The organism is Helicobacter bilis, from assembly GCF_001999985.1.
In the GTDB taxonomy this organism is placed as follows: Bacteria; Campylobacterota; Campylobacteria; order Campylobacterales; family Helicobacteraceae; genus Helicobacter_A; species Helicobacter_A rappini.
The window spans coordinates 471,210-483,723 of the sequence record NZ_CP019645.1 but is presented as its reverse complement, the minus strand read 5'-3'; the positions used below and the strand labels follow the sequence as shown (position 1 = coordinate 483,723).

Annotated in this window: 15 protein-coding genes; 4 read left to right on the top strand and 11 right to left on the bottom strand. The window is 35.3% G+C overall.

All coding sequences use genetic code 11. The features are described from left to right. Positions 1-378 precede the first annotated feature (378 nt). The 9 genes from rnpA to rpsO all read right to left on the bottom strand — a co-directional run bounded on the left by rnpA (position 379) and on the right by rpsO (position 6,618). Positions 379-804, bottom strand: a complete 426-nt coding sequence (rnpA, locus tag XJ32_RS02220) for a ribonuclease P protein component (protein ID WP_077388210.1) — start codon at positions 802-804, stop codon at positions 379-381. Positions 805-819: 15 nt separating this feature from the next. Beyond that, on the bottom strand, positions 820-1,440 hold the full coding sequence (locus tag XJ32_RS02215) for a hypothetical protein (protein ID WP_077388209.1): 621 nt from the start codon (positions 1,438-1,440) through the stop codon (positions 820-822). Positions 1,441-1,442: 2 nt separating this feature from the next. Further along, positions 1,443-2,204, bottom strand: coding sequence for a hypothetical protein (locus tag XJ32_RS02210; RefSeq protein WP_077388208.1), 762 nt, complete (start codon positions 2,202-2,204; stop codon positions 1,443-1,445). Positions 2,205-2,321: 117 nt separating this feature from the next. Beyond that, positions 2,322-2,531, bottom strand: coding sequence for a DUF4006 family protein (locus XJ32_RS02205; RefSeq protein WP_004088124.1), 210 nt, complete (start codon positions 2,529-2,531; stop codon positions 2,322-2,324). A 14-nt stretch (positions 2,532-2,545) separates the two neighbouring features. Continuing rightward, on the bottom strand, positions 2,546-3,433 hold the full coding sequence (gene ccoP, locus XJ32_RS02200; protein WP_005219055.1) for a cytochrome-c oxidase, cbb3-type subunit III: 888 nt from the start codon (positions 3,431-3,433) through the stop codon (positions 2,546-2,548). 2 nt (positions 3,434-3,435) lie between these two features. Further along, positions 3,436-3,669, bottom strand: coding sequence for a cytochrome c oxidase, cbb3-type, CcoQ subunit (locus XJ32_RS02195; RefSeq protein ID WP_005219054.1), 234 nt, complete (start codon positions 3,667-3,669; stop codon positions 3,436-3,438). A 24-nt stretch (positions 3,670-3,693) separates the two neighbouring features. Then, on the bottom strand, positions 3,694-4,392 hold the full coding sequence (gene ccoO, locus XJ32_RS02190) for a cytochrome-c oxidase, cbb3-type subunit II (RefSeq protein WP_077388207.1): 699 nt from the start codon (positions 4,390-4,392) through the stop codon (positions 3,694-3,696). Between the two features lie 9 nt (positions 4,393-4,401). Further along, on the bottom strand, positions 4,402-5,865 hold the full coding sequence (ccoN, locus tag XJ32_RS02185; protein WP_077388206.1) for a cytochrome-c oxidase, cbb3-type subunit I: 1,464 nt from the start codon (positions 5,863-5,865) through the stop codon (positions 4,402-4,404). Between the two features lie 477 nt (positions 5,866-6,342). Further along, positions 6,343-6,618, bottom strand: coding sequence for a 30S ribosomal protein S15 (gene rpsO / locus XJ32_RS02180; protein WP_004088133.1), 276 nt, complete (start codon positions 6,616-6,618; stop codon positions 6,343-6,345). Between the two features lie 229 nt (positions 6,619-6,847). Here rpsO and flhA point away from each other — a divergent pair, with 229 nt between their 5' ends. The 3 genes from flhA to XJ32_RS02165 all read left to right on the top strand — a co-directional run bounded on the left by flhA (position 6,848) and on the right by XJ32_RS02165 (position 10,148). After that, positions 6,848-9,085 carry a flagellar biosynthesis protein FlhA gene (flhA, locus tag XJ32_RS02175; protein ID WP_077388205.1) on the top strand — a complete coding sequence of 746 codons (2,238 nt, stop codon included), beginning with the start codon at positions 6,848-6,850 and terminating at the stop codon, positions 9,083-9,085. Between the two features lie 134 nt (positions 9,086-9,219). Beyond that, positions 9,220-9,567, top strand: coding sequence for a hypothetical protein (locus XJ32_RS02170; RefSeq protein WP_077388204.1), 348 nt, complete (start codon positions 9,220-9,222; stop codon positions 9,565-9,567). Between the two features lie 32 nt (positions 9,568-9,599). Next, positions 9,600-10,148, top strand: a complete 549-nt coding sequence (locus XJ32_RS02165; protein WP_077388203.1) for an FkbM family methyltransferase — start codon at positions 9,600-9,602, stop codon at positions 10,146-10,148. A gap of 323 nt (positions 10,149-10,471) precedes the next feature. Here XJ32_RS02165 and XJ32_RS02160 read toward each other — a convergent pair whose 3' ends face one another. Further along, positions 10,472-10,765 carry a carbon storage regulator gene (locus tag XJ32_RS02160; protein ID WP_005219578.1) on the bottom strand — a complete coding sequence of 98 codons (294 nt, stop codon included), beginning with the start codon at positions 10,763-10,765 and terminating at the stop codon, positions 10,472-10,474. After that, on the bottom strand, positions 10,759-11,856 hold the full coding sequence (locus XJ32_RS02155) for a pseudouridine synthase family protein (protein ID WP_254422428.1): 1,098 nt from the start codon (positions 11,854-11,856) through the stop codon (positions 10,759-10,761). The genes XJ32_RS02160 and XJ32_RS02155 overlap by 7 nt, the downstream gene beginning before the upstream one ends. 85 nt (positions 11,857-11,941) lie before the next feature. Here XJ32_RS02155 and XJ32_RS02150 point away from each other — a divergent pair, with 85 nt between their 5' ends. After that, positions 11,942-12,481 carry a PAS domain-containing protein gene (locus XJ32_RS02150; protein ID WP_077388202.1) on the top strand — a complete coding sequence of 180 codons (540 nt, stop codon included), beginning with the start codon at positions 11,942-11,944 and terminating at the stop codon, positions 12,479-12,481. Positions 12,482-12,514 lie beyond the last annotated feature (33 nt).

Genomic DNA, 12,514 nt, shown 5'->3' with positions numbered 1-12,514 from the left:
CTTTTTTACTTCCATACACATTTTTTTGTCTGTGCCTTATGTGTATTTTTTTATGTATTCTAAAAAAGGATACACAAAAACATTGCTCATGTTTAAAGTTAGGTTTTATGTGCTTAAAAGGCATATAAAACTACATAATAAAGATTATAAATCTATTAAGTAAAGAATGCAAAAACTAAAGTATTTTTGTTTACATTGTTTTAACTTGGATTAAAGCATCAATAATCTTGTAATGCTTTAAAGATAATTTTGTTTCAAGTGTTATGTTGGCTTTTGTTTTACAAAACAAAGTTTCCCATGTGTGCTAAAGTGGATACTATAGTTTTGTATCAAGGAATTTAAATTCTTTAATCAGAACTTATCTTGTTGGTGGTCGCACTATCGTTTATCTTCAATTGTATTTCTTGGTTGAGTGAGCTTTTTTGTGCTATATAGAATATGTTTTTTTAACGCGATAAAATCATAGTCACTAATACCTTTTCGACATATAAAAACAAAGGCATATCCCCTGTATTTTGTGCCACATTCCTGCATAACTGCCTTAATCCTGCGTCTAATGAGATTTCTTTTGCATGCTTTCGCCACTTTTTTATTAATGCTAAAACCCAAAAGCATTTTAGATTCTATAAAACGATTGTATTGTTTTTTTTTGCGTAAATGAAATATAAAATCACGCAAAGGCATAGCATAAATTGCCATGAAATCCCTATTAAAACGCAAACCATTTTTAAACACTATATCAAATTCATAGGAATTTTTTAGCGTGTCTATTTTCTTATGTTTTGTATTTGTAGATTGCTGCATGAATATCGCTTAATATTATAGATGTGAATCTTGCTTATTAAACACCCAATGATAAAAATAAACCGGGATTTCTTTATCTTGTGTCGCATTTTTAACATCAATCTTAAATCTAGCTTGATAATACCCTTGCATAGGTAATGAAAAAGTTTTAGTGGAATATGTATTTTCCTCACTCTTTTCCATAGGAATGGTAAGCACACTCACTTCCTTTTCACCTTGGTCAAGTCTTACAAACTCTAATCCGACAGATTCTATAAGCATATCTTGTATATTATTGCTATCTTTTTTCTTTTCAACATATATTGTGATTACATTATCTTTACTTTGCAATAAACCCTCTTTTTCTGGTGTGTCTCGTGGAACAGGGGTTACATAATAGGGATTTTTCATAATCACTGCATTCATGCGATCTCCAATGGTGCTGATACGCACATTATAAAGACTTTCAAAGGCATTTTGTTGTTGCATAATGGCATTAATTTTTTCATCTAGCTCTATGCGTTTTAGGTTAAAAGTGCGATCTGTATCAATGCTTTGCTTACTTGAAATCCTAATGCTTATCACAATGAGAACAATGCCCAATGCGATAACAAGCAATATCCCAAGTGGCCATAATGTGCGTTTTCTTTCTGTCATCTTTATCCTTTTTTCTTAAATGCAAGTAGCCCAAATCGCACTAAAATAAATAAACCAATGAGAATGAGTAGCATGGCGTATATTATGACTTTTGTTACATCGCTTTGCTTTTCCATAGGTTTTGGTGCGTTAAGCTCAAAATTATAATGCTTTGCAATTTTATGTGTTAATGCAAGATATAGATTTGACACCCCTTCATTTACCCCATCATTATATCGCAATGTCCCAACGGAATCAGCGGGTAAATAAGGATAGGCATAGTCTTCTAGTAACTCTGCTGCATGAGTATCGTTTAAAAAAGGCAAATTGCTTTTTAGCGTTATGGCATGGTCATTATAGAAAAGAAATATAATAGCATAATTACCCTGTATTTGTTCTGTAATGTGAGTCTCATAGGATCTTCTGTTTTGAAATTTTGCATTTATATCTGTCTGTGTATCATTTTGCGGCGTATTTTTAACAACATGTAAAAAGACTTTTACACCTGTTTTTTCATATATAATACTAGAGAGTTCTTGCACGATTGTAGGTGCATTTTGCGAGAGTATATCAATATCCCCTTGCAAATATGCACTAGCACCTTGTGCCAATTTTTCATTAGTTTTAGAATCTTTGCTAGATTTATCTAGCAGAGTAGATTCTGTATCTGCAATGCTAGATTGCTTACTACCATTTGCAAACATAAATGTTTGCAGTATGGCTAAATGAATAATATATATTAAAATATATGCTTTATTCAAACTGCAACTCACTTCTTGCTTCATACTGCATGCAAAAATTCATAAGGCATAAGCGTAAGCGCGATAGTAAGTAAGCCAAATCCAACAAGCACAAGTGCTACAAATTTTTCAAGTCCTGTAAATTTCATCATAAACTCCTTCCTATTCCTTGCTTTCTACAATTTTAAACGCATCACGATTTGCAGTGTCATTCTTTTTTAGATTATGTGAATCAATGCTATAAAATGTTGTAGCACTTGATTGCTGAATCTTTACAGCATTATAACCGCCAATCGCTGCTGCAGCCACTACAAGCAACACGGCAAGTAAAAAGCCAACCAAACTATTTAGAATATTTATAATCGCTTGCATACATTCTCCTTAGATTACTGAATCTTTTGCTTTGCTGCGATGAATGACTGCAAAGCTTCTACTTCTTTTTGACTTAGATTAAGATATTCAAAAGATGGCATAAGACCTATTTCGCCTTTTTTGCCATGCTTCAAAACATTTGCTAAAAACTCAGTTTTTCCATAGGTTTGAAGTGATGGACCCATATCTTCTACACCCTCGCCATTAGCACCATGACATTGAAAACATGTGCCATTTTCTTCACTATGATAGATTTCATTTCCAGCTTTTACTAGCTCTTCATCATATTTCATAGAAGTGTCTTTAACGATTTCACTCATTACATAGTGAGCAACTGCTTGAATATCTTTTTCTTCACTTAAAAGACCCGGAGGCATACCACCAAACTCTTCGCCATTCTCTTTTGTAAGCCCTGTGCTACCATTGCGGATAGTATCCATAATGCCATCGATCTTACCCCAATGAGTAAGATTCTGTGCTTTACCATCATTGCCTTCAGCTGTTAAACCATGACATTGTGCGCATTGCACAAGGAAGATTTGCTCACCCATTTCACGCAATTTATCTGAATCTAGATTTGCATGCACGGTTTCAAACTTTTGATTATAGGCATGAGATTCCTGATTGTATTCACCAATTTGTGAGTAAGCGTTCAAAGGATAGCCAAAAAGGATATACCAAACAGCCCATATCATAAGTCCCAAAAGGGATAAAAGCCAACCCGTTGGGATATTATTATTAAACTCTTTAATACCATCCCATGAATGCTCCGTAAGCTCTCCACCTACACTCTCTGTCTTCATCTTTTGAATGTAAAACCACGCTATTGCAATGGTTAGTAAAAGAATCACCACAGCACCAATAAAGCCAAGTAAATTGACATGATCGCTTAACCAACCCATTATTATCTCCTTTCTGCTGTCTTGTTGTTTTTGTCATCACAAGATTCTATTAACGCATCGTCTAAAGAATCTTGAAGTGCAAGTTTGCCATACTTTTCATAATCTATTTTTCCAGTCGCTTGAGAGCGATAAAGATGATAAATGTAAGCATATAGCCAAACTGCTAGAAAAATAGTAGAGAGCAAATAAGCCCCCTTTAAACTCAATAAATCAAAACCATATATTACAAGACTCATACAAATCTCCTTTTAGATTCCAATCTATTTAACAATTCTACTTGAACCCAAACTATTAAGATAGGCAATGAGTGCGACAATCTCAGTAATCTTACCATTGCCATCATCAAACATTTGAGCGGTTTGACTATGCTTCATCTCTTCTACAATCCGTGCTGCATCAGTCTTAAATTGCTCTTTTGCCTCTTCTATAGTCCCAAGCTTAACGCTAGTCTTTAATCCCTCAACATCATAAGGCACATTAAAGACTTTCTTTTGAGTTAATGCTTCTGCATACGCAGTGTCAAAATCTATTTCTTTATCATATAAATGCTTATATGCTGGCATAATGGACTTAGGCACAACAGAGTTTGGATCATACATGTGATTAGCATGCCAGTCGCTACTGCTTCTATCGCCAATTCTATGTAGGTCAGGTCCAGTTCTCTTAGAACCCCATAAGAATGGTCTATCATAAGCATACTCACCACTAAGGCTATACATACCATAGCGCATTACTTCGCTTTTAAACTCACGGATAAGCTGTGAATGGCAGTTATAACAACCCTCTTTAATATATACTTGTCTCCCGGCAGTCTCAAGCACTGTTAGCGGACGCAAACCCTCTATAGGTTGCGAAGACTTTCTAAAGTCAGGGATAATCTGCACCAACCCAGCCACAGAAAACACAACAACAAATGCAATTGTGAAAAAGAAAGGATTTTTCTCTAACCAAGCAAACATAAAGCCTCCTTAAGATGCCATAGGTGAAGCATACTCAGGCTCTTTATTAAGAGTTCTAGCAGCCACCATAGTCATTACAACATTATAGATAAACATTACAAAGCCAACAAGATACAGCAATCCACCAATACCTCTCATAATAAAGTATGGTTTTAATACCGCAACAGTATCAATGAAAGAATATTTAAGCTGACCTAAAGGTGTAATATCTCTCCACATCATACCTTGCACTATACCTGCAATCCACATGCTTGAGAAGTAGAATACAATACCTATTGTCATAATCCAGAATTGTGCTTCAATAATCTTTTTAGAATAGATTTCTCTACCATAAAGACGAGGCAACATGTGATACACACTAGCAATAATAGTGAAAGCAACCCAGCCAAGTGCCGCATCATGCACATGCCCTACAATCCAATCAGTAAAGTGCGCTAAAGCATTAACTGATTTAATAGACTGAATAGGACCCTCAAGTGTCGCAAGCATATACCAAGTAGATGCTAAAATCAAGAATTTGATTAATGGTGACTCTTTAAGCTGATGCCACTGCCCTCTCATGGTTAAAAGCATATTTACAGCAGTTCCCCAAGAAGGTAAAATAAGCACAACAGAGAATACAGACCCAAGAGTTTGCACCCAATCTGGCACGGTTGAGTAGATAACATGGTGTCCGCCAGCCCAAATATATACAAACATTAAACTCCAGAATGAAAATAATGTTAATTTATATGAGAATACAGGCTGTCCAGATTCCTTTGGTAAGAAATAATAAATCAAACCAATAATACCAGAAGTGAAAACAAATGCAACCGCATTATGCCCCCACCACCACTGAATCAGTGCATCATTTGTCCCCGCATACATAGATATACTATGCCAAAAGCTACCATAACCCGTAACTAATTGTGTAGGAACAGAAAGGTTATTAAAGATATAAAGCACAGAAATAGCAGTAAAAGTAGCAATGAAATACCACAAAGAGATATAGATAACCTTCTCTCTTCTAACTGCCATAGACCCAAACATACTCATACCCCATAGCACCCAAGTAACTACAACCAAAAGATCCACAATCCATGGAAGCTCTGCATACTCTTTTGATTGAGTAATCCCAGAAAACAATGTATAAAGTGCTAACACAAGCACCACAAGATACATGAAAAAGTGCAACATACCAACAAGTTTTAAAAACGGGTGGTCATGATATGTGATTTTAAGCACCCTTTGCCCTAAATAATACCAGCCAGCCCAAATACCGCTCAATGTAAAACCATAAATAATCACATTTGTGTGTAATGGTCGCAATCTACCAAAAATAGAATATTCCCCAGCGATATAGTTTAAATCTGGAACTGCCAACTGAAATGCCAAAACCACACCTATCAACATACCTAGAAAGCCCGTTGCTATACAAACAAGCAAAAAAAGCTTCGCAAGTGAGTAGTCATACTGCTTTATGCCCTCTTGCATACAAGTCTCCTTCTTCCAAAATTTTGAGTCACATGAACACGAGTGTAATTTTAGTATTCATTTTATTAGTAATAGCTTAAATAAAGGAAATGGTTAATAAAAAATTAACGACATTACACTACAACAATTTAATGCAGTGCTTCGAGATAGTTATGGCGTTACTTATTGCAATAAAGTTACTTGCTTTACACCACATGCTAATGCAGCTAGAATCTATCATCTAAAACACAAAAAGGTAATCCCAAAAATCACGCACATAATAATTGATGAAACCAAATGTATCTAGATTATGTTGCACAATGTATAAAAATAAACAGCAAAACTTAAAAATTGAGTAAAAGCTTAATGTAGCAAGATGTGCTAGATTCTGTTATCCCAAGAAAATTTGCTTTTCAAATGTCCTGCAATGATCTCAAAAAACATTAGAATCTAGCTTGTAGTCATAAGGCGTGATTAAGATAATATGATAATATGCGATTACACTTTATCTTTAATATTCAACGCTTTAATGGTTTTAATGTAGCTTTCATATTTATTTTTCTTTAAATACTTCAGCAAACTTTTTCTTTGTCCAACAAGCTTTAAAAGTCCCAATCTACTTGAGTGGTCCTTTGGATTGCTTTTTAAATGCTGTGTGAGATTTGCAATCCTATGTGTTAAAAGTGCGATCTGCACTTCACTTGAGCCTGTATCCTTAGAATCTCTAGCAAATTGTGAGATAATCTCTTGCTTATTTGCCAATTCAGTAGCCATGATGACCTCCATAAATGGTAAAATGAAATTAAAGATTGGATTTTAACATATTTTTCAATATTTTTGGTAAAATATGCAATTTATTTCTAAAAACTTAAAGGAAACTAGATTCTAAAATAACTTGTTTATGCTGAGCGAAGTGGAATATCCAGCTATGGATTTGTAAGGTAGTTCGCCTTTTTCAAAGGATCAATATGACAAGAAACAGGAATTTAAGGTAAAAATTATTATGGCAGACAAAGAACAAAATGGTGGTATTCTACAACGAGCTTTTCCGTTTCTAAAGCTCATTGGGAAGTCAAAGGATCTTGGTGTTGTGGTGTTTGTAGTGATGATTCTAGCAGTCATCATTGTGCCACTACCAGCACCTATGCTTGATTTATTATTAACCATTTCTATTGCCCTTTCTATTCTTATTATCTTAATCGCACTTTATATTAATAAACCTATGGATTTTTCTACTTTTCCAACCCTGCTTTTATTTGTAACGGCGTATCGACTCGCACTCAATGTAGCTACAACGCGTATGATTCTTAGCGAGGGTAGCAATGGTGCAGCACATGTGAGTCGCATTGTAGAAGCATTTGGCGAGTTTGTAGCAAGTGGTAGCTATACCATTGGTGTTATCATCTTTGTGATTCTTATCATAGTGAATCTGCTTGTTATCACAAATGGTTCAACGCGTGTAACAGAAGTTAGAGCGCGTTTTGCCCTTGATGCGATGCCCGGTAAGCAAATGGCAATTGATGCGGATATGAATGCAGGGCTAATTGATGAGAAAGAAGCAAAGCAAAGGCGTGAAAGTTTAGCGCAAGAAGCCGACTTTTATGGTGCAATGGATGGTGCGAGTAAGTTTGTAAAGGGTGATGCGATTGCTGCTATTATCATTACTATCATTAATATTATCGGTGGATTTTGTATCGGTGTATTTCAAAATGATATGACAATGGCAGAAGCGGCAAAAGTATTTACCATTCTTACTATCGGTGATGGTCTCGTAGGACAAATCCCAGCCCTAATCGTAGCGACTGCTACAGGTATCGTAGCGACACGGACTACAAAGGGTGAAGAAGAAAACTTTGCAAACAATCTTGTAAAACAATTAACAGACAAATCAAAAACACTCATCATTGTAGGCTTTATCCTATTTATATTCTCACTTGCCCCAAGCTTTCCTACCTTACCACTTGCATTTGTTGGTGCGGTATTTTGGTTTGCTGCATGGCTTATTAATAGGGATAATGAAGATTCTGTATTTGCGAAATTCAATCAATTAATAGGCGGTTTTGGCAACAAAAAAGCAAAAGAAAAAAAAGCCGCAAAAAAGGCAGCACAAGCAAGCGGGGAAAAAGTGCCGATACAAGAACCAGCACCAAAACGACCACCAAAAACACAAGAAGAAATCAAAAAAGAAGAAGAAAAAGCAATAAATGAAGTGCTAAAAGTAGAATTTTTAGAGTTGCATTTAGGCTATCATTTAATCCGTCTTGCCGCAGTAGATCAAGGTGGAGATTTACTAGAGAGAGTGCGTGGGATTAGAAAAAAGATAGCAAGAGACTATGGCTTTTTAATGCCTCAAATCCGCATGACAGATGACCCGGGCATTGGACCTACAACTTATCAATTTTTCTTAAAAGGCATTGAAATTGGTAGCGGTGAAGTCATGCCAGATAAATTCCTTGCTATGAATACAGGTATGGTAGCAAAAGAGATTGATGGAATCCCCACAAAAGAGCCAGCCTTTGGGCTTGATGCTATGTGGATTGATGCGAATTTAAAAGAAGATGCGATTATTCAAGGCTACACGGTTATTGATCCATCAACGGTTATTGCAACTCACATGAGTGAGCTTGTGAAAAAATACGCTGAAGAATTTATCACAAAAGATGAAGTTAAAAAACTTATGGATAGACTTGAAGAAGAGTATCCAGCCGCAATCGAAGAGGCAAAGAAAGTGCCTTCCAGCGTTATCCGCAGCGTATTGCAAGCCTTGCTGCATGAGGGCATACCGATTAAAGATATGCTTACAATCCTTGAGACAATCACAGATATTGCCCCAAGTGTGCAAAATGATGTGGCAATTATCGTGGAGCAAGTAAGATCTAAGCTTTCACGCGTTATTACAAATGTCTTTAAATCTGAAGATGGCAACATAAAGCTTGTTACACTCTCTCAAGATTCTGAGCATTTCTTATTAAATAAGCTAAAAGACCAGCATGGTGCGAAATTCTTACTACTGAATACAAGCGAAATGCAAAAGCTAATTGACGCAGTAGAGCAAGAAAGCGTGAAAATCTTACAAAGAAATATCACACCTGTTATCTTAGTGGTTGATCCACAATTACGCATGCCTTTAAGCATTAAATTAGAGCAATTTAAGCTAGATTCCGTCGTAGTTTTAAGCCACGCTGAAATCGATCCAAACGCTTCATTTGAAGTGCTTGGGACTATTGAAGTTGGATTTTAGAAACTCAACCATTTGGGCGGGTGCAGGGCGTAGGGGTGCAAGATAATGAGAATTTAGAATCACTAGAGACTAAGCATTTGAACTTAATATGTGCTATAATACAAGGCTTTATTTTATAATACGGAGTTGAATTTATGAGAAAATTGCGTTTAAATCCATTAGGCGGTGTGAAAAGAAGATTAAATGGCGTTAATGAAGGTTTGCATGCTTTGCAGAGACTTACTAGCACAAGCCATGCGATACAAGCTTGTGTGAAAAATGAAGAACATAAAGATTTACTCTTTGCAATGCTTCAAATGGGATTGTGGGTATCAGTAGATTCTCGTAAGTCTTGCATTGAAAATACAAAAAAATATCTTAATGCTGTGCGTCCTGCAAAACTTGATAATCTTGTGCGAATGGGTGGCAAAATGGATGGTGGATATGTGATGTTACCCCCCCCCCCCCATTGTCAAACTCACAACCAAAGGCAGTCTCTCTAGGCGTTTCTGACTTTTCCCCTTGGGATTTAGAAATGGCAAATATGGGCTATCAGGTATTGCAATATGATGCGAGCATAGAAAAAGCCCCAGATACACATAAAAACATGATTTTTCATAAAAAATTTGTTGGAGCGACAAGAGATCATCAAACAATCACTTTTGATGACATTATGCAGCAATATAGCTTCAATGAAAAAGATCATAATATATTGCAAATAGATATTGAAGGGGCGGAATGGGAGATTTTTGAAAGGCTTGATTTTAGCATACTTGAAAAATATTTTTCACAAATTATTTTAGAATTCCATGATTGTGATCCTAGAGTCTCATTGCAAACAGAACGACATGTAGCCATACTAGAAAGGTTTCATCATGCCTTTCAACCAATACATTTACACTTTAATCCATATGGACATAATTTTTATGTCAAAGATCGTTTTATGGCAAATGTGTTTGAGGTGAGCTACGCAAGAAAAGACTTATTACCAAGAGATTTTACCTTACGAAATGAATGTGGTGATATACCAAATCTTGATTATCCAAATGGTGAGAAATTGCCAAATATTCCAATTTCATTTTAATAATCTTTTACTATAGGACAAACACATGAGACATGTGAAACACAATAATATGTTTTTGTTAGCAACACGATGGTATACAATGCAGAGCTAGATGTGCTTAAATATTAGCTTTATATACTATAAAAAACAAATGACTTCATATTATTGTTTTAAAATTATAAATGTCGGATTAAATATTTTTTACATTAAATATCTAATCCATGTTGTGCTACACAATGAAATAACCAACCAATATGAAAAACCAGAAAAGACATTCCACATATATTTACAAACATGAAAATAAGATAGATTCCACGACTTCACCCAAATTCACTTTAAACGCCCTATCTCTTACCATTTTGCTCTTTTTTAAACTTATCTTTTGCATTCATCTCTTTTGATCTTTTGAGTTTCAATTGCATACCAAGTGCATCTAGCATATCCATACTTACAGAGTCGCTTGTAGCTTTTGTGTTTTCGCTTTTGATGGCTTCAGTGAGTTCTGCACGCAAAATAAGTGTTTTTGGTGGTGCTTCAAACCCTAGCTTCACGCTGCCTTTATCAATGCTTACCACCTTAAGAATAATATCATTTCCAATAACGACACTCTCTTCTTGTTTTCTGGACAAAATCAACATTTATCAATCCTATTTAAAATATATTTTACCTTGCCATCTTGAAATACTTCAATGATTCCAAAATGCGTGTCAAAATCTGCAAGCAATATCTTGCTTACAGAATCTTTACACATGGTATCTGGGCAAACTTCCTTGTTATGACACCCTGATTCTAAATGAGTTGCTTGTATATTTTGCGATTGCTGCGTGTGTTGTTTAGAATCTTTCTTAGAATCTGCTACACACACCATATCACTAAAAATCTTTGCACACAAAGAGGGATTAAGTATAAACTTTGCACCATTATATGCGATTTTTGCATATTCTGTAAGCTGAATTGTATCATATTTTAAGGCATTTTTTATATTTAAAATTATAACTTTTGCATTTTGGCGTATCCCTTGTATTTGCAATGGCACTTCTATGCACCCTAAAACATTATTTTGTTTATGTGTCATAGAATCTTTAAGCATATTTTTATAATTCCACTCTCCCTCTTGCACTCTCTCTAAGCTACATAAACTCCCGCATATCCCTAGATTCTTAGCAATAATCTCCCCTATACTGCGGATATATCCACCCTCACTCACACATACTTCAAAGCTTAAGAAAGGATGTGAATAGTTTAGAATCTTTATATACTTTATATCTGTTGTAATCGTATCTATATCAAAGTCTATGCCCTTTCTCATAAGCTCATAAGCACGCACACCATTAATATGCTTTGCACTAAATTTTGGTGGTTTATAGGATATATTGCCTTGTATGTTTTGTATTGCTTTTTCTATCTCTTCGTGGCTATATGGTTTTATTTGATGAAGGCATACGATATTTTCAATATCAAGGCTTTTACTCTCTAAACCTAAAAATAGCACGGCTTTATATGTCTTATAGTCTTTCCTAATGTGTGATAATAGCTTTGTGTAGTGATTTACACCAAGTATTAGCATACCATGTGCGAATGGGTCAAGTGTGCCAGAGAATCCTATCTTTTTAACAGGATAGCCTAGCTCTTTCAAACCTTTTTTAAGCATATTAGCAAAACTAAGACTTGAAATATTTGGTGGTTTAGAAGCGATTGCAAAAAAGTTTTGCGGCATTGTATCTTGCAAAAATAGCCCTTATTAAATAGAGTCGTAAGGTATATTTTACTTCATATTCGTTATAATTATCTAAATAAAATAAAAAGGATAAGCTTTGGAAATAGAGAGAAATGGTAATGAGCTTATTTTACATGAAAGCAGTCTTATCACTTCAAAAACGGATTTACGCGGTTATATCACCTATGCGAATTTTGATTTTATAGCATTTAGCGGTTATGATGAAGAAGAACTCATTGGGCATAATCATAATATTATACGACATCCGCTTATGCCACGCATTATTTTCAAAGTATTATGGGATACGATAAAAAGTGGCAAAGAGATTAATGCCTTTGTGCTTAATAGAAACAAAGAGGGCTTAGAGTATTGGGTATATGCAAATGTAACGCCCTCATTTAATGCAAATGGCGAAATTATTGGCTATTATTCCGTGCGTAGAAAGCCAAATCCACAAGCCCTACCGACTATACGCGAACTCTATACAAATCTCACTAATATTGAAAAAAATGCAAAAGAGAAAGGTAAAAATGATATGGACGCAAGTTATGCAGCATTGGTAGCAACGCTAGAAAAGCTAAAGATGACGCACCAACTCTTTTTTATCACAATGCAGCATGATGGTGGCGTGGGGTAAGGTTGGCATGACTTTTGCTATTTTCTATGCGTT